At 67.7% G+C, this 18760-nt stretch carries 16 protein-coding genes; 7 read left to right on the top strand and 9 right to left on the bottom strand.

Translation table 11 applies throughout. The features are described 5' to 3' along the window. The first annotated feature begins 3 nt into the window (after positions 1-3). On the top strand, positions 4-1116 hold the full coding sequence (locus ACFXP9_RS12955; protein ID WP_397208894.1) for an ABC transporter permease: 1113 nt from the start codon (positions 4-6) through the stop codon (positions 1114-1116). 6 nt (positions 1117-1122) lie between these two features. Here ACFXP9_RS12955 and ACFXP9_RS12950 read toward each other — a convergent pair whose 3' ends face one another. After that, on the bottom strand, positions 1123-1578 hold the full coding sequence (locus ACFXP9_RS12950) for an Lrp/AsnC family transcriptional regulator (RefSeq protein WP_397208895.1): 456 nt from the start codon (positions 1576-1578) through the stop codon (positions 1123-1125). A 118-nt stretch (positions 1579-1696) separates the two neighbouring features. Between ACFXP9_RS12950 and putA the strand changes: the two genes are divergently transcribed. From putA to ACFXP9_RS12925, 5 genes are all read left to right on the top strand, one after another. Beyond that, the gene (gene putA, locus ACFXP9_RS12945; RefSeq protein ID WP_397208896.1) at positions 1697-5167 is read left to right on the top strand and encodes a bifunctional proline dehydrogenase/L-glutamate gamma-semialdehyde dehydrogenase PutA; all 3471 of its coding nucleotides are present in this window, start codon (positions 1697-1699) and stop codon (positions 5165-5167) included. An 82-nt stretch (positions 5168-5249) separates the two neighbouring features. Continuing rightward, positions 5250-6365 carry a CaiB/BaiF CoA transferase family protein gene (locus tag ACFXP9_RS12940; protein ID WP_397208897.1) on the top strand — a complete coding sequence of 372 codons (1116 nt, stop codon included), beginning with the start codon at positions 5250-5252 and terminating at the stop codon, positions 6363-6365. A 140-nt stretch (positions 6366-6505) separates the two neighbouring features. Beyond that, positions 6506-9529, top strand: coding sequence for a DUF4781 domain-containing protein (locus ACFXP9_RS12935; RefSeq protein WP_397208898.1), 3024 nt, complete (start codon positions 6506-6508; stop codon positions 9527-9529). Next, a complete protein-coding gene (locus ACFXP9_RS12930; protein WP_397208899.1) occupies positions 9530-10084 on the top strand; it encodes an SMI1/KNR4 family protein in 555 nt (184 codons plus the stop codon). Between the two features lie 264 nt (positions 10085-10348). After that, the gene (locus ACFXP9_RS12925) at positions 10349-11101 is read left to right on the top strand and encodes a tetratricopeptide repeat protein (protein ID WP_397208900.1); all 753 of its coding nucleotides are present in this window, start codon (positions 10349-10351) and stop codon (positions 11099-11101) included. 12 nt (positions 11102-11113) lie between these two features. On the opposite strand, the gene ACFXP9_RS12920 is transcribed toward ACFXP9_RS12925, so the two are convergent. The 8 genes from ACFXP9_RS12920 to ACFXP9_RS12885 form a co-directional block, all read right to left on the bottom strand. Beyond that, positions 11114-11545 carry a hypothetical protein gene (locus ACFXP9_RS12920; protein ID WP_397208901.1) on the bottom strand — a complete coding sequence of 144 codons (432 nt, stop codon included), beginning with the start codon at positions 11543-11545 and terminating at the stop codon, positions 11114-11116. 8 nt (positions 11546-11553) lie between these two features. Continuing rightward, on the bottom strand, positions 11554-12780 hold the full coding sequence (locus ACFXP9_RS12915; protein ID WP_397208902.1) for a type II and III secretion system protein family protein: 1227 nt from the start codon (positions 12778-12780) through the stop codon (positions 11554-11556). Continuing rightward, positions 12777-14837, bottom strand: a complete 2061-nt coding sequence (sctV, locus tag ACFXP9_RS12910) for a type III secretion system export apparatus subunit SctV (protein ID WP_397208903.1) — start codon at positions 14835-14837, stop codon at positions 12777-12779. Before sctV ends, ACFXP9_RS12915 begins: the two co-directional genes overlap by 4 nt. Further along, positions 14834-15436 (bottom strand): tetratricopeptide repeat protein, encoded by a 603-nt coding sequence (locus tag ACFXP9_RS12905; protein WP_397208904.1) that lies wholly within the window; start codon positions 15434-15436, stop codon positions 14834-14836. The genes sctV and ACFXP9_RS12905 overlap by 4 nt, the downstream gene beginning before the upstream one ends. A gap of 20 nt (positions 15437-15456) precedes the next feature. Beyond that, the gene (locus tag ACFXP9_RS12900; protein ID WP_397210265.1) at positions 15457-15831 is read right to left on the bottom strand and encodes a hypothetical protein; all 375 of its coding nucleotides are present in this window, start codon (positions 15829-15831) and stop codon (positions 15457-15459) included. A gap of 28 nt (positions 15832-15859) precedes the next feature. Beyond that, complete coding sequence (locus ACFXP9_RS12895) at positions 15860-16843, bottom strand: SctD/MshK family protein (protein ID WP_397208906.1); 984 nt, start codon at positions 16841-16843, stop codon at positions 15860-15862. 118 nt (positions 16844-16961) lie between these two features. Next, a complete protein-coding gene (locus tag ACFXP9_RS12890; protein WP_397208907.1) occupies positions 16962-17126 on the bottom strand; it encodes a hypothetical protein in 165 nt (54 codons plus the stop codon). A 15-nt stretch (positions 17127-17141) separates the two neighbouring features. Beyond that, on the bottom strand, positions 17142-17393 hold the full coding sequence (locus ACFXP9_RS12885; RefSeq protein WP_397208908.1) for an EscE/YscE/SsaE family type III secretion system needle protein co-chaperone: 252 nt from the start codon (positions 17391-17393) through the stop codon (positions 17142-17144). A gap of 278 nt (positions 17394-17671) precedes the next feature. On the opposite strand from ACFXP9_RS12885, the gene ACFXP9_RS12880 reads away from it, so the two are divergent. Beyond that, positions 17672-18664 (top strand): hypothetical protein, encoded by a 993-nt coding sequence (locus tag ACFXP9_RS12880; RefSeq protein WP_397208909.1) that lies wholly within the window; start codon positions 17672-17674, stop codon positions 18662-18664. Positions 18665-18760 lie beyond the last annotated feature (96 nt).

The following is an 18760-nucleotide window of genomic DNA, read 5'->3' as shown; positions in this document are numbered from 1 at the left end:
GGCATGAACTGGCGCAATATCTGGCATCTGGGGATCAAGGAACTGCGGGGCCTGTGGCGCGACCCGGTGATGGTGCTGCTGATCTGTTATGCCTTTTCGCTGGCGGTCTATACCGAGGCCAGCGCCATGCCGGAATCGCTGAAAAACGCCACGATCGGGCTGGTGGACGAGGACCGCTCGCCCTTGTCGACGCGCATTGCGACGGGGTTCCAGTCGCCCTATTTCGTGCCGCCGCATGATATTACCGCAGATCAGATGGACGCGCGGATGGATGCCGGGCAGGACACTTTTGCGCTGGACATTCCGCCGGGGTTTCAACGCGACCTGCTGGCCGGCAAGCGCCCGACGCTGCAACTGAATGTCGATGCCACGCGCATGACGCAGGCGTTTTCGGGGGCGGGCTATATTCAGCAGATCATCGCCGCCGAGGTGCAGGAATTCACCGCCGGTCGCCGCGCGCCCATGGCGCTGCCGGTGGGGCTGAACCTGCGGGCGGCCTTTAACCCGCAGCTGAACCCGAAATGGTTCGGCGCCATCAATAACGTCATCCTGTCCATTACCATGCTGTCGATCGTCCTGACCGGGGCGGCGCTGATCCGTGAAAAGGAACATGGCACGGTCGAACACCTGCTGGTCATGCCGGTGCAGCCGATCGAGATCATGCTGTCCAAGATCTGGTCGATGGGGCTGGTGGTGCTGGTGGCGTCGTCCTTTGCGCTGGTTTTAGTGGTGCAGGGGGTGCTGGCGGTGCCGGTGCATGGATCGGTCCTGCTGTTTTTGCTGGGGGCGCTGCTGATGCTGTTTGCGACCACGGCGATGGGCATTTTCCTGGCCACGCTGGCCGGGTCAATGCCGCAATTCGGGCTGTTGCTGATGCTGGTTCTGGTGCCGCTGCAACTGTTGTCGGGCGGGATGACGCCGCGCGAATCGATGCCGCAATTCATTCAGGACATCATGCTGGCGGCGCCCAACACCCATTTTGTGGCGCTGGCACAGGCAATCCTGTTCCGGGGCGCGGGCCTGTCGGTGGTCTGGCCCCAGATGCTGGCGCTGGCGCTGATCGGGGCGGCGCTGTTCTGGCTGGCGGCGCGGCGCTTCCGGCTGTTCCTGCGGTAAGGCCGGTCAGTCAATCACCGCCTCCATCGAGACATAGGTCGAGGTCGCGTTGACATAAGGCAGCGCGGATATCCGGTCCCCCATCAGCCGGCGGTAATCGTCAATGTCGCGGGTGCGCAGCTTCAGCAGGTAATCGAAGCCGCCGGCGATCATGTGGCATTCCTCGACCTCGGGGATCAGGCGCACGGCGTCGTTGAACTTGCGCAGGGCCGGTTCGCGGGTGTCGGTGACCCTGATTTCCACCCAGACCACATAGCTGCGCCCCAGCCGGATGGGCGAGATCACGGCGCGATAGCCGGTGATCACCCCGGCCTGTTCCAGCCGCCGCACCCGCGCCGCCACCGGGGTTTTCGACAGCCCGACCTTGCGCGCCAGTTCCGCCATCGGAATGCGCGCGTCATGGGACAGGATATTCAGGATCTTCTGGTCGATCTGGTCGATTCGAACGGGCTGGTCGGTCATGTCGGCCTGTTTTTGGGTGATGATTTGGGCAAAGCGCCTGCCAGACTGGCGGTTTTTGGGCCAACAGTCCAGCCGTGCGCGGCTATCATGGCGCGACCTTGTGTTCAGGAACCGCGCCATGACCCCGACGACCCCGCCCCGCCCGGACGATTTTGCGGCTGATGTCACCGCCGATAAATTCACCCCCCAAGGCCCGCTGCTGGACCGTCTGGTCGCGCAGGCGGCGCTGGACGCCCCAACCCGCGCCCGCATTTCCGCCCGCGCCGCCGATCTGGTGCGCCGCATCCGTGACAGCGCCGAGCCATCGCTGATGGAACATTTTCTGGCCGAATACGGGCTGTCCACCCGCGAAGGCGTTGCCCTGATGTGTCTGGCCGAGGCGATGCTGCGCGTCCCCGATGCCGGCACCATCGACGCGCTGATCCGCGACAAGATCGCCCCCTCGGACTGGAGCGCGCATCTGGGGCAGGCGGCCTCTCCGATGGTGAATGCCTCGACTTGGGCGCTGATGCTGACGGGGCGGGTGCTGGATGACGAACGCCCCGGCATGGCGGGCGTGCTGCGCGGCGCGATGCGGCGGCTGGGGGAACCGGTGATCCGCGCCGCAGTCGGCCGCGCCATGCGTGAAATGGGACGCCAGTTCGTGCTTGGCCAGACCATCACAGACGCGCTTGAGCGCGCGCAGGCGCAAGAGGCGCGCGGATACAGCTATAGCTATGACATGCTTGGCGAGGCGGCGATGACCGCCCCCGATGCCGCCCGCTATGCCGAGGCCTATCGGCAGGCCATCGCCGCCATTGCCACCGCCTGCAACAAGGGCGGGGTGCGCGACAATCCCGGCATCTCGATCAAGCTGTCGGCGCTGCATCCACGATACGAGGTCGCGCAGGCCGACCGGGTGATGGCGGAACTGGTGCCGGTGGTGCTGGATCTGGCGCTTCAGGCCCGCGCCGCCGGGATGGGGCTGAATATCGACGCCGAGGAACAGGACCGGCTGGCCCTGTCGCTGCGGGTGATCGCGGCGGTGCTGGCCGATCCGCGGCTGGCCGGATGGGACGGGTTCGGCGTGGTCGTGCAGGCCTATGGCCGCCGCGCGGGGGCGGTGATCGACTGGCTCTATGCGCTGGCGCGGCGGCTGGACCGGCGCATCATGGTGCGGCTGGTCAAGGGCGCCTATTGGGATACCGAGGTCAAGCACGCGCAGGTCGAGGGCTTTGACGATTTCCCGGTCTTTACCACCAAGACCGCGACTGATGTCAGCTATATCGCCCATGCGCGGCGGCTGATCGGCTATGCCGACCGGATCTATCCGCAATTTGCCACCCATAATGCCCATACCGTCGCCGCCGTGGCCGAGATGGCGCAGGGTGTCGATTACGAATTTCAGCGCCTGCATGGCATGGGCGAACGGCTGCACGATATTGTGCTGGCCGATGGCGCGGCGGCGGGCGCGCGCCCGCGTTGCCGCATCTATGCGCCGGTGGGGGCGCATCGCGACCTGCTGGCCTATCTGGTGCGGCGGCTGCTGGAAAACGGCGCCAATTCGTCCTTTGTCAACCAGATCGTCGACGAAGACGTCGCACCGCAGGAGATCGCCCGCGATCCGTTCGACGCGCTGGCCGGGGCGCAGCCGCCCGCCGGGCTGGTGGCGCCGCAGGCGATCTTTGGCGAAGGGCGGGTCAATGCCGCCGGGTTCGACCTGACCGACGCCGCCACGCTGGCCCGCATTGCGGCGGCGCGGGAACAGGCGCTGTCCGGCGCGCTGGACGCCGCGCCGGTGATTGCCGGTCAGGGCGGGGGCGACACCCGCCGCGCGGTCACCAACCCCGCCACCGGCGCCCCCATCGGCCATGTGACCGAGGCCGGGCCAGCCACCATTGCCGCCGCGCTGGACGCCGCCGCGCCCTGGGACGCCCCCGCCACCGCCCGCGCCGATGTGCTGCGCCGCGCGGCCGATCTGTATCAGGCGCATTACGGCGACATCTTTGCCATTCTGGCGCAAGAGGCCGGCAAGACCCTGCCCGACGCCGTGGGCGAACTGCGCGAGGCGGTGGATTTCCTGCGCTATTACGCGGCGCAGGGGGCGGCGGCGGATCTGGCGCCGCGCGGCGTGTTCACCGCCATCAGCCCGTGGAACTTCCCGCTGGCGATCTTTACCGGCCAGATCGCGGCGGCGCTGATGGCGGGCAATGCGGTGCTGGCCAAGCCCGCCCAACAGACGCCGCTGATCGCCGCGCTGGCGGTGCGGCTGTTGCATCAGGCCGGGGTGCCGGCAACGGCGCTGCAATTGCTGCCCGGCGATGGCGCGACGGTGGGGGCGGCGCTGACCCGCGACCCGCGCGTCAATGGCGTGGTGTTCACCGGATCGACCGCGACGGCGCAGGCGATCCGCCAGACGATGGCCGCGCATCTGGACCCCGGCGCGCCGCTGATTGCCGAAACCGGCGGGCTGAACGCGATGATCGTCGATTCCACCGCGCTGCCGGAACAGGCGGTGCGCGATGTGGTGGCCTCGGCCTTCCGGTCGGCGGGCCAGCGCTGTTCGGCCTTGCGCTGTCTGTATGTCCAGCGCGATGTCGCGCCGGGGCTGATCGCGATGATCAAAGGCGCGATGGATGAACTGGCGATTGGTGATCCATGGGCGCTGTCGACCGATGTGGGTCCGGTGATCGACGCGGGCGCGCAGCGCGGCATCCGCGACTGGCTGGACCAGCATCGCGACAAGGTGCTGCATGAGCTGGCCCCGCCCAAGGGGGCGCTGGCGGGCGGGCATTTCATCGCCCCCACGCTGTTGGCGGTCGATGGCATCGACGACCTGACGCACGAGGTGTTCGGCCCGGTCCTGCATGTCGCGACCTTCCCCGCAGGCGGTATGGCGCAGGTGATCGCGGATGTGAATGCCCGCGGCTATGGCCTGACCTTCGGGCTGCACAGCCGGATCGACGACCGGGTCGATCAGGTCGCGGCCTCGGTCGCGTGCGGCAATATCTATGTCAACCGCAACCAGATCGGCGCGGTGGTCGGCAGCCAGCCCTTCGGGGGCGAGGGCCTGTCCGGCACCGGGCCAAAGGCCGGGGGGCCGCATTACCTGACCCGTTTCGCCCGCCCTGCCGCGCAGGCAGGCGGCGACTGGGGCGGCGCGCGCGACAGCACGGCGCGGCTGGCGCAGGCGCTGGCCGGTGCCGGGGGCGCGCAGGTGTCGGCCCGCGACATGCCCGGCCCCACGGGCGAGCTGAACCGCCTGCACAGCCTGTCGCGCCCGCCGCTTTTGTGTCTGGGACCGGGGGCTGATGCCGCCGCGCGTCAGGTGGCGATGGTGCAGGCGCTTGGCGGGCAGGCAGTGGCGGCACAGGGCGCGGTGCAGCCATCCGACCTGACCGGGCTGGCGGGACTGTCCGGGGTGATCTGGTGGGGCAATGCCGAAACCGCCCGCGCGCTGGCACAGGCATTGGCGGCCCGTGACGGCGCCATTGTGCCGCTGATCACCGCCGCCCCCGACGCAGGTCATGCGCTGTTCGAACGTCACCTGTGTGTCGACACCACGGCGGCGGGCGGCAATGCCGCCCTGCTGGCCGGGGTCCGGGGGTAAGGGAAAGGCGGCCCCTTCTCTTTACCGGGAAAGCGGGGCTATATGGCCCCGGTTTGCCAATCATGCCGTGGGGGGACATGCGATGAAACCGTTGCAAGGGTTGAAGGTTCTGGAACTGGCCCGCATTCTGGCCGGGCCATGGGCCGGGCAGGTGCTGGCCGATCTGGGGGCCGATGTGATCAAGGTCGAATCCCCCGAGGGCGACGACACCCGCAAATGGGGCCCGCCCTTTATCGGTGACACCGCCGCTTATTTCCACGCCGCCAACCGGGGCAAGCGTTCGGTGATTGCCGATTTCCGCAACCCCGATGACGTGGCCCGCGTGCTGGATCTGGTCCGCGACGCCGATGTCGTGATCGAGAATTTCAAGGCCGGCGGGCTGGCCAAATACGGGCTGGATTATGCCAGCCTGTCGGCGGTCAACCCGCGTCTGGTCTATTGTTCCATCACCGGTTTCGGGCAGGATGGGCCATATGCGGCGCGGGCGGGATATGACTATCTGGTGCAGGGGATGGGCGGGGTGATGTCGCTGACCGGCGAACCCGATGGCCAGCCGCAAAAGATCGGCGTGGCCTTTGCCGACATCTTTACCGGCCTTTACGCGGTCATCGCCATTCAGGCCGCGCTGGCCGCGCGCGACCGCAGCGGGCGCGGCGATTATATCGACATGGCGCTGCTGGATTGCATGACCGGGGTAATGGCCAATCAGGCGATGAATTACCTTGCCACCGGCGAAAACCCGGTGCGGCTGGGGAATGCGCATCCCAATATCGCGCCCTATCAGGTGTTTGCCGTGGCCGATGGGCATGTGATTCTGGCGGTGGGCAATGACCGCCAGTTCGGCAGGCTGTGCGACTGGCTGGGGCTGGCCGGTCTGGCGCAGGACGCGCGCTTTGCCACCAATGCCGCGCGGGTGGCCAACCGCGACGCGCTGACCGCCGCGCTGTCGGCGGCGCTGGCGGGGGTTGAAAAGGACCGGCTGTTGTCGGAACTGGCCACGCTTGGCGTGCCCGCCGGGCCGATCAACACCATGGCCGAGGTTTTCGCTGACCCGCAGGTCATCGCGCGGGGAATGCAGATCAGCGCGGATGGCGTACCCGGGGTGCGCAGCCCGATCCGCTTTGGCCAGGGCGAATTGGCGCTGGATCGCGGCGCCCCGGCGCTGGGGGCTGATCAGGGCGCGCGCTGGCGCGATTAAGGGGCGGGGCTGCGCGATTTTTCGCCCGGACGCCGGAAAAACCGGGCCGGGCGTCATATCAGTGACATTTTGCGCAGGCAGGATCGGGGCGATTTCACGACACTCGCCCGCCCCTGCCTGTCAGCCAAGGTCTTGTCACGATGTATATGATCGACGGAATCCGCCGCGCCCGCCCGGTTGTCAGGCCGGATCAGCAACCTGTTGCCGTGCCCTCGGCCCGCGCGGCGGTCCAGCATCCGCCCGCCGCGCCTGCGCAGGGACCGCTGGCCCCGGCGCCTGCGCCGGCACCCGCCGCCCCGGTCAGCCCGGACCGCAAAGCCCGGATCGAGGGCTGGTTGCGCGACAATGCCACCGCCGAAAACCGCCATTTGCTGGTGTTCACCGACAGCGACGGCGGCAGCCGCGTCGGGCGGGCGCTGCGGGGCGAATCCGATCTGGGGCGCCTGAGCACCGCCGAACGTGACCTGCTGGCCCAAGGGGCGGTGCAGGCATGGCGGGCGCAGGGTCATGGCGGCAGCCAGCGCGAAAACATCCGCGAGGCCGCCGATCAGGCCAGTCAGGACCCGGCGGCGCGTGCGGCGCTGGCACAGGCGCTGGCCGCGCCGGAACTGGACGCGCAGCGGAGCTATGCGCAGGGCAGCAGCATCGTCACCGCCGAAGGCGATGGCAGCAGCCGCCACCACATGCTGCAACAGGCGCTGGACATGGACCCTGCCGCCGTTATCCGGGCCGCGCAGGGGGTGGAACCGGGGCTGGCCTCGACCCTGCCGGCCATGCCGGCGGCCACGCGGGGCAAGCTGTGGTCGGTGCTGGCCGATCGCGGGCGGCTGGACCCGGCGCAGGCCGAACGCATGGCCACCGCCGCATTCATGTTCGAGGATGGCCGCGCCCTGACCACCCCGCAGGCGCGTCAGGATTTCGCCGCCGCTATCGCCAGTGCCCGCGCCCCCGGCAGCAGCGATGCCGACCGCATCCGCCGCCAGCAGATGACGCGCGACCTGACCGATGCGCTGGCCGACCGCGACACCCGCGACATGCTGTTCAGCCAGCAGACCCCCCCCGAATTGCGGGTATGGGCGCTGGACCATCTGGCCGGTGACGGCACCTGTTGCCGGGGGGCGGATGCGCTGAAAGGCGGGTGGGAATCCGAAGGGGTGTCGCGCGCCTATGCCGAGCGCGCGACCGAGGCTTACCGCGCCCGTGGTACCACCCCGCAGGACTTGTCGGGGCAGGCGCTGCGCAACACGGTCGGGCAGGCAATGGGCCTTGCCCCCGATGCCCTTCCGCAGAGCGAACTGTCGGCGCAATGGCTGGATCGCGGTCTGGAAAACCGCTTTTACAGCGACAACAACCCGGCGCTGGACAAGGTGGCCGACCAGATCCGCGCCGTTGGTGGCGACACCGCGCGCGTCACCGTGGTGCCGGTGACGATCACCAGTCAGGATCAGGGCGCCGCCGTGGTGCCGGTGTTCCGGGTCGAGGACCCGCAGGGCGGTGCCGCGAAATTCGTCGATCACACGGGCCGCAGCTATCGCGATCTGGCCGATTGGGAAGAACACAACACCCTGCCCAAGGGCAAGATGACCTATGTGCAGGGGCTGGACCTGTCCGCCGCGCAGATGACGCATCGCAATACGCCGGGCGTCGTCGACAGCTTTGCCGAGGGGCTTGGCGCGGTGGTTGACGGGGTCGCCATCGGTGCGGGCATCGTGGCGGGCGTGGCGCTGATCGCCGGGACGGGCGGCACCGCGACGCCGCTGGTCGTGGCCGGGGCGGCGGGGCTGTGGGGTGCGGGCCGCGCCGGGCAGCAGCTGCATGACAAGGCCACCCATGGCGAAGACATCACCGATCTGTCCGACCCTTCTGTCCGGGCCAACTGGCTGGAGGTCGCGGCAGGCGCGCTGTCGGTGGGCGCCATTGGCGGCGCGCTGAAGCTGGGGACCGCAGGGGCTCGGGTGACGCCGGGTATGGCGCGGATGGTGGCAGGGGTCAGCTATGCCGCCGATGCGGCGGATGCGCTGACGATGCTGGACCAGTCGGTGCAGCTTGGCCAGAACTGGGACCGGATGTCGGGCAGCGACCGCGCCGGGGCGTTGCTGAACATCGCCTTCTGGGGCGGCATGGGTGCGGCATCGCATGTGGCGGGGTCGCGGGCGCGGGGATTTGGCGGCATCGACGCCAACCTGCGGGTGCGCGGCATGGCCGGTGCCGATGTGCCGGTGGCCGCGAACAACGCCCTGACCCCCGGCGAGATCCGCGTGGCCTATGATCTGGATGCCAGCGGGCGGCGGGCGACCAATATTCATATCGAAACCGGGCCGGGGGCCATCAACCCGCAGGCGCTGGACCGTCACCGCCACGTTGCCGACCAGATGCGCGCGGCGGGCGGGCTGCGTGACCGGTTGCAGGGCTTGCTGGACGGCCAGCCCCGCCCCGAGGTCGGGTCGACCGCGTGGGAGGCCCGGCTGGAAATCAGCAAGATCGAGGCCGAATCGCTGGCCCTTGCCAAGGGCGCCCGCGATGGCAGCATCGACCCGGCAACGCTGACCACCCGCCAGCGCGAACTGGATCAGGCGCTGCTGCGCGAACAACAGCGGCTGGATGCGGCGGGCAGCATGGGGCAGGGCTTTGTCGCCGCGCCCAAATCGCTGGACGACATCCTGACGCATTACGCCGCCTCGGGCGCGATCCGGCGCGGGGTTCCGGCGGGTCTGGCGGCGCTGGACGCACCGGCGGCCCATGCGGCACCCCGCGTCGATTACGGGCAGGTCAACGCTGCCGGTCAGGCGCAGGGCATTCAGGCCACCATCACCCGCGCCAGCCTTGACACCGGCACCCATGCCCGCAGCTCGATCCGGCCGCCGGGGTTCGATGGTGGCGGCGCCAACCATTCGCGCGGGCATTTGCTGGCGCGGATGCTTGGCGGCAGCGGCGATGACCCGCGCAATCTGGTGACATTGTTCCAGCGCGATACCAATTCCCCGGTGATGAGCGATTTCGAACGTCAGGTCTATCTGGCCGCGCAGGCGGGCGAGACGGTGAATTACCGCGTCACCCCCATTTACGAAGACGGGCAGGCCATGCCGACCGCGGTTGCGTTGCAGGCAAAAGGCGATCAGGGTCTGGATATCGCGGTGACGATTATCAACAGGGACGGTCGCTAAATGATCTGGATGGACGAAATTGCCACCTTCATGCCCCCGCAGGACCCTGCCCCCGCCGTGCAAATGACGGCCTGGTCTGGCGTCGAGGATGCTCTTGGCGTGGCCCTGCCCGATGACCTCAAGGCGTTCAGCACCCGCTGGGGGGCGGTGTCAGTGGGCGATTTCCTGACCCTTTACACGGTGTTGCCGGGGTTTCATCCGGTAATGACATGGCCATCCGCGGCGCAGGGTCAGGCACAGGCCTATGCCACGCTGCGCGCGCATGGCGGCGATTTCTATCCGCTGCCGGCCTTTCCGCAAACCGGCAGCATGTTAAGTTTCGCCGTCACCGATAACGGCGATTACCTTGGCTGGATCATCGACACCGGCAACCCCGCCGATTGGCCCATCGCCGTTCTGGACGAGGAAAGCCGTCAGGTCGAAACCTTTGACATGGGTATCGGCCCGTTCCTGCTGGGTCTGATCAAAGGTGAAATCCGCCCCAGGGCGTTCCCCGACGATCTGTGGGACGACCTGCCGTTGAAGACGCGGCTGATGGCGCCGAAAGGCGGCTGACCGGGGCTTGCGGTCCGGCCCGCACCACCCCGTCCGGCCCCCGGCGGATGCGCCTGCCGGGGGGTTATGTCTGCGTGGCCATGCGTCGCGACCGGCGCGTGGCAGCAGTTCGTAATGGTGCCGGTGATTATGCCACAAACGTCGGGATTTCCCTGAAAATACACCCTCAAACGCCCTGTTCCGCTTGAAAAAACCGGGGGTTTCGCGCAGTGTTTGGCTGCGTCATCCGGCGCGGATCTTCTTGACTGAACAGGCCATTTGTCCATGACCCGCACCCGCTTTGCCCACCCGATTGGTTTGCTCGTCCGCCTTGGTCTTGCCGGGGGCGCGGTGGTCGCCCTGACCGCGTGCAACGACCCGAATTTCGGCATGGCTGAAACCACCACAACCAGCGCCGCACAGCGTGTCGGGCAACTGAAGGCGGAACTGCGCAGCCGCCCCAACGACACCAGGGTTCTGGCCGAGATCGGGCGCATCTATGCCGATCAGGGGTTCTGGACCGAAAGCATGGGCGCCTATCGCGAGGCGCTGATCGTCACCCCCGGCCAGCGCGATCTGGTGCTGGGTTACGGTCGGGCGCAACTGGCGCTTGGCGATTATGCCGGGGCGCTGAAATCGGCGCAGCAGGCGGGCGGTGGCGATGTCGATGTGCTGCTGTTGCGGGCGGGCGCGCTGGCCGGGTTGGGACAGCTTGGCAAGGCGCGCGGCGTGCTGGATGCGGCGCGGGGCCTGAACCCGCGCGATCTGGATGTGCGCAGCAATATCGCGGTGGTGGCGGCGCTGTCGGGTGATCCGCAGGCCTATGCGATTGCGCGCGCGGTGGCCTTTGCGCCGGATGCGCAGAACCGTCACATCCGCAACATGATCCTTGTGGGCGGCATAACGGGGATGGATGGCAATGCACGCTCGGACGCTGAACAGCGCGGCATGGACCCGGCCGAGATCGGTGATATTCTGGCCGTGGGCCGCCGCGCGCGGGTGCAGGGGATGCGTGCGTTTACCGTGCTGGCCAGCTGACCCCCGGTCCGGTCAGCGCCCGTAATAGGGATCGGCAGGCACCGGCGCGGGTGGATAGACCACCGTGCCGCGCCCGCCGGGGGGTGCCGATGCCGCCGCCATCGCCAGATTGGCCGACCCCGCCGCACCGGCATAGGCATCGGCCGCCCGCCCCACCGGTCCCGCAGGTGCCGGACCGGGGCGGCGCGGGTCGATCATATCGGCGGGGCGGGCGATCTGGCGGGCAAAGACCACGTCACGCTGACACCCTGACGGCACCGAGGAATAGCCCGAGGGCCGCGACACATTGCATGACACCGCCTGCACATCCCCAAGCTGGTCATAGGCATATGCCGGGTCGGCGGCGCGGCGGATGACATCGCCATCGCGCACCATCGGTTCGTCACAACCCGCCAGCGCCAGCGCGGCAATGATGGTCAGTGCGGAAAGGGGGCGGGGAAACATGGCGGACCTCATCTGGTGATAAACCCGACGCTGCGTTGCGGGGCGGGGCGGGCGCGGCGCGGATGGGCGGCGTCCTGCGCCCCGGCCAGATAGGGGGTGATAAAGATCATCAGCTCTCGTTCGCTGCGGGTGCGGCTGTTCTGGCCAAACAGCCGCGTCATGCCGGGCACGCCCCGCCCGCTGGTTTCGGAAAACTGTTCATACAGCCCCGCGATGGCGAAACTTTGGCCGCTGCCGACCTCGACCGTGGTATCGGCGCGGCGGACCGAAACGCCGGGCACCTGAAACCCGTCGACCGAAACCGAATTGGTCTTGTCGACAAAGCTGACCTCGGGGCGGACATGCACGGCGATGCGATCACCGGGCAGGATGGTGGGGGTAAAGTCGATGGATACGCCATATTCCTTGAAAGCCGCGGAAATCACCCCATCGCCCTGATTGACCGGATAGGCAAATTCACCCCCGGCGCGAAAGCTGGCGGTCTGGCCCGACACCGTGGTCAGCGTCGGTTCCGACAGGATCTGGACCACGCCGCGTTGTTCCAGCGCGTCAATCAGCGTGTCGATGGTAAAGCTGCCTGCCGTGGCGCGACCGCCGATGGCTGGCCCGCTGACCGCGCCACCCCCCAGAAAGCCGGTCGGGTCGCCAAGCCCGGTCACCACCCGCAGCGGCCCGCCCGCCGACCGCCCCAGCGCCGACAGATCCACCCCGACCCGGCGCAGATCGCCGCGCGATGCCTCGACAAAGCGCACCCGCAGTGACACCTGCGTCGCGCCGCCATAGGTGGATTTGTCAATGACCGGGGTGCCCTGCGCCGCAAGCGCCTGTTGCACCGCACGCGCCGATTGCGCGGCGCCGATATCCTGCGCCTGTCCCGAAATCACCACCGCATCGCCCTGATCGTCCAGTGACAGCCCCGCACCCAGCAGCGACTGCACCCGCCCGGTGCCGCGCCGCACCGTGACGGCGAAATCAACCATCGTGCCGTCCTGCATGTCGCGCACGATGATATTGGTGCGTCCCTGCGACACCCCGGTGATATAGATCGAGGTCGGTGACGAGGCCTGAACATCGGCCACCATCGGGTCCGCGACAAACACATTCGCCGCCCCCTGGGGCAGGGTAAAGGCGCGGCCCTCGCCCTCGGTCAGGGTCAGTGCGGTGCTGGCCGCAACCGGCGCGGACAGCAGCAGGGACAGGGTCAGAAAACGCAGCAGGTGGATCAGGCAAGTCATTGAATCGACAACATAGCGAGGGGTTGAACCTTATAGCTGGGGGCAACTTCCTTATGCGACAGCACCGGCAGGTCCATGTCGTGATTGGTCAGGAAACGGCGCAAAAAGCGGCGCACATCCATCGCCGCGATAAAGACCGGCAAGCGGGCATGATCGGACAGATCGCCCATGGCCGATTTCAGCACATCCAGCAGCCGCCGCGATTGCTGTGCCTCAAGCGCCAGATAGACGCCGGACGGTGCCTGACGGATGGCGGCGCGGATGGTTTCCTCGATATCGGCCTCGATCACATAGGCGGCGATCATGCGGTCGCTATCGGCGTATTTATGGCTGATCTGCCGGGCCAGCGCGGCGCGGACATATTCGGCCAGCAGGTCGGTGTCTTTTTCCCGTGGTGCCCATTCGACGATGGTTTCCAGCAGAATACGCAGGTTGCGGACGGGAATTTCCTCTTCCACCAGACGGCGCATGATGGCGGCGATCTTTTGGATGGGCAGGGCCTTTTGGGCCTCGGCCACCAGGCTTTCATAGCGGCTTTCCATCGCGCCAAGCAGGGCGCCGACCTCTTGCACGCCAAGAAATTCGGCCGCGTGGCGGGGCAGGCGGGCGGTGGCGATGGCGGCCAGCGCCTGTTCGGGGGTCTGAAACCGGACACCCGCCTTGCGCAGGGTCGCGGCGCTGTCGGGGCTGGCCCACCAGCTGTGCTGTTCGGCGGCAGAGAGCGGCGCGTGGGACAGGCTTACGCCAAGAATGCGCGCCGCGTCAGGCTGATCCAGCAGCCGCAGTTGGGCGGGCGGGACCGCACCTTCGGCCACCGGCACGTTTTCGACCCGTAACTGCCAGCGATCCGGCGGCAGATCCGCGTCCGAGGACAGTTGCAGGCGCGGAAAGGGCACGCCAAGTTCGTCGAACAGCCGCGTGCGTTCGCGCAGCGCCGCGCGGTCGAAGGCGCCGCGTTGCAGGCCCTGCGCGACCTCGGTGCCGACGGTCAGCTGGATGGGCGACATCGGCACCATCATCAGGTCGGTGCGGCCCACGGCGGTGGGGGCGTCGGCGCCAAGCGGGTCGCCCTCGTCCGCGCGCAGCCGGGCATCGCGGGCGATCCACAGCCCGGCCCCGCCGATCAGCCCGGCCAGCGCCAGAAAGGTCAGCATCGGAAAGCCGGGGATAAAGGCGAAGCCGGCCATCACCATCCCCGCCACCTGCATGGCGCGCGGGCTGGCGCCGATCTGGCTGGCGATGTCGCGCCCCAGATCGGACGATTCCGAATGGGTGATGCGGGTAATCACCACCCCCGAGGCGATCGCCATCAGCAGCGCCGGGATCTGGCTGACCATGCCGTCGCCCACCGTCAGCACCGAATACAGCCCCAGCGCATCGCCAAAGGCCATGCCATCCTGGCCCACCCCGACGCCAAGCCCGCCAAGGATATTCACGGCGATGATGATCAGCCCGGCAATGGCATCGCCTTTGACGAATTTCATCGCCCCGTCCATCGAGCCGTAAAATTCGGATTCCAGTTGCAGGGCTTCGCGGCGGCGGCGGGCCTCGGGCATGTCGATCTCGCCCGCGCGCATGTCGCTGTCGATGGACATCTGCCGCCCCGGCAGCGCGTCCAGCGAAAAGCGGGCGCTGACCTCGGCCACGCGCTCGGCGCCTTTGGTGATGACGATGAACTGCACGATGGTGATGATCAGAAACACCACGATCCCCACCACCAGCGACCCGCCAAGCACGAACTGCCCAAAGGTGCGCACGATCTGGCCCGCATCGGCCTGAAGCAGGATCATCCGGGTCGTCGAAATGCCGATGGCCAGCCGAAACAGCGTCGCGAACAGCAAAATCGCGGGCAGGGTGGAAAAGCTGGTCGGCTGTTTCAGATAGACCGAGGTGATCAGGATCAGAATCGACAGCGACATATTGGTGCCGATCAGCACATCCAGCAGCCATGTCGGCAACGGCAGGATGATCATGAATACGATCAGCACCAGCAGCACGATCAGCGCCAGATCCTGACGCATCGCGATATGGCGCAGGGCGCGTGACAGCGCGGTCATGACCTGTCCCCACCGGTGCCTGTGCCGGGCGTCACGGGTTCGGTTGCGGCGCGGTCGGGGCCGGGTTGCGCCGGGGCCAGCGACAGCGCCCTGTCCAGCGCGGCGCGGGCGCGGGGCATGTCCCCCAGCCGGTCGTGGATGCGCGCATCAAGGTAATGGCGCGCGGCGATCTGTTCCGGGCGCGGGTCGCCATCAAGGCCGTGGGTTGGGTCGTTAAACCGTGTCAGCACCGCCAGCGCCTGTCGCGGATCACCCGCCCGCAACAGCGATTCCGCCACCAGCAGCACGGTCTGCGCCCGCAAATCGCCCATTGCCATGGCCGCCAGCCCCAGCACCATTGCGCGGGCCGGGTCGGCATGGCGCAGATAAACCAGCGCCAGCGCCGACAGGTTGCGCCCATGACGGGCAGTCTGGGGCTTTTCGCCCGATGCGGCCCCGTGATCGGCGTGATGGCCGAAATCGTCGTCAAACGCGGTCCCTGCCGCCCTTGCCGGGGGCGGTGCGGGCAGTGCGCGCAGGTCGTCAGATGCGGCCTGCGCGGTGCCGGCTTGGGGGGCTGGCGGTTTCAGGGGGTGGGAAAGGGCGGTCACGTCTGTCACGATCCGGGTCTGTCGGCGCCTTAGCGACCGCCAAGGTCCAGCAACCGGGACAGCTTGTGCCGTTCATCCGCGATCACCGCGCCGACCAGACGGCCAAGCCCCGGCACCGCGTCATCGGCCATCGGGGCAAAGCGTTCGGCGGCCTCCAGCGCGGCCACCAGATCCAGCGCGGGCGGCAGTTCGGCCCGCCCCAGCCCATCTTGCAACAGCGCGTCCAGACCGCGCAGCGGCGATTCGTCCGCATGATTGCGCAGCCGGTCGCGAACCGCCGGTCCGGCGGGCTGTTGCAGCGGGTGCCGGGGTGCCGGCGGCGCGTGGCGCGGCGCGGCGCCGCGGGTGCGCGGGGCTGGCTGGGGCTGGCTGCGGGGCAGTTGCGGCGGCAGCGTCGGTTTCATGGTCTTGTCCTTTCCTTGTCGTGACCCGTCAGAAACGGATCTCGACCTGACGCTGTTCGCGTTGCAGGGCGATGCGGCCCGGCGCGATGCGGGTGATGGTCCAGCCATCGCCGGTGCGGTCGCCGGTGCGCAGGGTCTGGCCGGTTTTGGTGCGCAATTCGGGCTGCGGTCCCAGCCAGACCGAGGCCACCGTCAGAACCGGCGCATCCGGTCCCTGGGTAATGTCGACAATCAGCGGCAGGCTGGTGCCGAAATCGGTTTCAAAGCGGTGCCGCAGGTCATGCCACAGCGCGCCTTTTGCCGCTGGCAGGTCGCCGCTGACCCGCAGCACACCATCGCCGGGGGTGATGGTCAGCCCGTCCAGACCGGCCTGTTCCAGCCGCTGCCGCAGGCTGTCGGCGGCGGCTTGGCGACAGGCCCCGGTGCAGGCCGTCAGTCGCGGCGAGGTGCTGTGCAGACCGACGGTGGCGGCGGGGGGAAGGCCGGTTTTGGCGGGCGAAGTCACGGCAGCAGGGGCGGCCGCGTTATGGCTTGCGGTGTTCGGGGGGGCGATATCGGGGCGCGCGGCCAGTGCCTGAAACCCGGTCAGACTGGCACTGCCGGGTGGCAGTTGCAGCCCCACCGCAAGCCCCGCTGCCAGTGCCAGACCGGCCATGACAACGCCGTGGCGCAAGGCGATCTGGCTGCCGGTCTGGGGCTTGGCCCGGCTGAGGGTGACAACCGTGTCCGGTCCCAGCCGCAGCGTGGCCGGCAAGGCGTCGATATGCGCCTGTCCGGGTGCCAGCGGGCGGTCAGCGCCGGTGCCGGTCAGGGCCAGTCCGGGGGACGCGGCCTGCATCCGCAGGCGCTGGTTGTCCAGGACCACCCGCAACGCACCGGGCGCGATGCCATCCAGCACCACATTGTCGGTGGACCCGCCGCCGATGCTGCTGGCGCCGGCGGGCAACAGCGCCGAAGCCCCGGCATTCGGCCCGCTGATGACGGTCAGGCGGAAAGGTGTGGCGCGGGTCATCGGTCCCCCTTTTGCGGCATCGCACCGGGTCGCCCGCGGGCGCCGGTGGCTGTGCAAAGTTGCGCGTCGTGGTGGAAAAAGGGCGCGACACTGGCCGCGCCCCCGGTGGGAAGCGCGATCAGCCGTGGACTTTGTCCCAGGCTTTCTTTTCAGCATCCTTGGCCGCCATGGCCGAGTTGAACAGCATCGAACGGGTGTTCATCTCGGTCTGGAATTTCAGGGCTTTGGTCTGCATGTCCTGCATGTTTTTCTGGAAATTGGCCAGGGTCGCATCGGTGTTCATGTCGTCGTCTCCTGATTAAGAATGTTGGGATTGGTCTTCGTTGATGGATGCCCACAGCTTCGGCAGCGCGTCGATGCCAGCATCATACGCCTGAGCGAGAAGGGACAGCCGGGCATATTCGTCAGTGCTGACCCCTCGGCCCATTTCCTGAGCCACACGCCCTTTACCCACCGCAAGCCGTTCCGTCAGACGCCGCAGCTCGACCCCGTCGGGGTCATTTGCAAAGCGTCGGTCCAGCTCGACGATCTCGATATTGCGATCGGACATCGAAACCTCCTTGTCGCGGGTCTGGCCCGCATCGTCCGAGGCGCAGACTGGCCGCGGTTTGTGACGGTGAAGTGAAAGATCGGAAAAACTTTAACGACGCAGGCGGGGTCTTGCCGGGACGGGCGCGGGCGGCGTCGCGGCATGTGCGAAACCTTGCCGGGGCCGGGCAAAAAGCGGCCGCGCGTCACATTCCTGATGCAAAGGCCCGTCAGGGTGGCCGCGCTGGCGACATGATTCCATGGACAGCCCCCAGCGGGGCAAACTTGAGGACATATGCAATGAACATCCTTTCGATGCTGAATATCCAGATGATGCGTCCGATGCTGCCGATGAGCGGCATGGGTGGCATGGGCGCGTTCGGCCAGTCGGCGGGCGGCGGTCTGGCCGGTCTGTTCGGCGGTCTGGCCACGGCGTTCCAGGGTCTGGCCGATCTGATCGGCGGCTTGCAGGGCAACGGTCAGGGCGGCGCGTCGGGCAACCCGGCGGGCGGTGTGGCTGCGCCGGGCGCCAAGCCGATCGCCGGCACCGCGCGGATCTGGGGCGACCCCCATTTCATCGGTGCTGATGGCGGCAAATTCGACGTGCAGGGCGAGGCCGGAAAGACCTATAACCTGCTGTCGGACAAAGGCTTCCAGATGAATGGCCGCTTTGACAAATGGGGCGGCGACCCGCGTCAGACCGTGGTCGGAGAGGTCGGGATCAGCGCTGGTTCGAATTATATCAGCGTGTCCAAGAACGGCACCGCGACCGTCAACGGTCAGGCGCTGAAGGACGGCCAGCGCGTTGCGCTGCGCGATGGCGGCTATGCCGAAAAGCGTGGCAACGATGTCGTCGTCAAGAAGGGCGAATGGGAAGTGAACTTCCAGACCCGTGGCGACCATATCAATATGGACATCAAGACCGACAACGCGATTGCCGACGGTGTCAAACCGCATGGCCTGATCGGCCAGACCTTTGACGGCGACGGCAAGGCCCGCAACGGCGACCGTTACATGGGCGCGCAGGGCGGCGGCGCGATCGAGGACGCCAACGGCAATATCGCCCGTGCGGGTGATAAGGATGCTGTCAAAAGCTATGAGGTCGACACGCTGTGGGATACCACTTTCGGCAGCCATAACCGCGACTATGCCAATCAAAGCGCCTTTGCCGATGCCGCGGCCCCGTTGCAGATGGTGATGATGTCCAGCTTTACCACCCTGTCCAACAGCCTGTTTGGCAACCAGAACCAGTGGGGCTGGGGCGGCGGCGACGCGAACCCCTATCTGTTCTGATCATCCGGCCTTCGGGCTGAGACCAGCATGATTCGACATTGGCCCCGCATTTGCGGGGCCTTTGGCTTTGGCATTGGCGGGGGCTTTGGGGGCAAG

This window comes from Paracoccus jiaweipingae, from assembly GCF_044335505.1.
GTDB lineage: Bacteria > Pseudomonadota > Alphaproteobacteria > Rhodobacterales > Rhodobacteraceae > Paracoccus.
Note: the sequence above shows the minus strand (reverse complement) of the source record. Positions and strands in the feature narration are given on the sequence as shown.

Bases quoted from the DNA above. Each gene is read 5' to 3' on its own strand.
- ACFXP9_RS12955 (WP_397208894.1), top strand. From the start codon at position 4: ATGAACTGGCGCAATATCTGGCATCTGGGGATCAAGGAACTGCGGGGC.
- ACFXP9_RS12950 (WP_397208895.1), bottom strand. From the start codon at position 1,578: ATGACCGACCAGCCCGTTCGAATCGACCAGATCGACCAGAAGATCCTG.
- putA (WP_397208896.1), top strand. From the start codon at position 1,697: ATGACCCCGACGACCCCGCCCCGCCCGGACGATTTTGCGGCTGATGTC.
- ACFXP9_RS12940 (WP_397208897.1), top strand. From the start codon at position 5,250: ATGAAACCGTTGCAAGGGTTGAAGGTTCTGGAACTGGCCCGCATTCTG.
- ACFXP9_RS12935 (WP_397208898.1), top strand. From the start codon at position 6,506: ATGTATATGATCGACGGAATCCGCCGCGCCCGCCCGGTTGTCAGGCCG.
- ACFXP9_RS12930 (WP_397208899.1), top strand. From the start codon at position 9,530: ATGATCTGGATGGACGAAATTGCCACCTTCATGCCCCCGCAGGACCCT.
- ACFXP9_RS12925 (WP_397208900.1), top strand. From the start codon at position 10,349: ATGACCCGCACCCGCTTTGCCCACCCGATTGGTTTGCTCGTCCGCCTT.
- ACFXP9_RS12920 (WP_397208901.1), bottom strand. From the start codon at position 11,545: ATGTTTCCCCGCCCCCTTTCCGCACTGACCATCATTGCCGCGCTGGCG.
- ACFXP9_RS12915 (WP_397208902.1), bottom strand. From the start codon at position 12,780: ATGACTTGCCTGATCCACCTGCTGCGTTTTCTGACCCTGTCCCTGCTG.
- sctV (WP_397208903.1), bottom strand. From the start codon at position 14,837: ATGACCGCGCTGTCACGCGCCCTGCGCCATATCGCGATGCGTCAGGAT.
- ACFXP9_RS12900 (WP_397210265.1), bottom strand. From the start codon at position 15,831: ATGAAACCGACGCTGCCGCCGCAACTGCCCCGCAGCCAGCCCCAGCCA.
- ACFXP9_RS12895 (WP_397208906.1), bottom strand. From the start codon at position 16,843: ATGACCCGCGCCACACCTTTCCGCCTGACCGTCATCAGCGGGCCGAAT.
- ACFXP9_RS12890 (WP_397208907.1), bottom strand. From the start codon at position 17,126: ATGAACACCGATGCGACCCTGGCCAATTTCCAGAAAAACATGCAGGAC.
- ACFXP9_RS12885 (WP_397208908.1), bottom strand. From the start codon at position 17,393: ATGTCCGATCGCAATATCGAGATCGTCGAGCTGGACCGACGCTTTGCA.
- ACFXP9_RS12880 (WP_397208909.1), top strand. From the start codon at position 17,672: ATGAACATCCTTTCGATGCTGAATATCCAGATGATGCGTCCGATGCTG.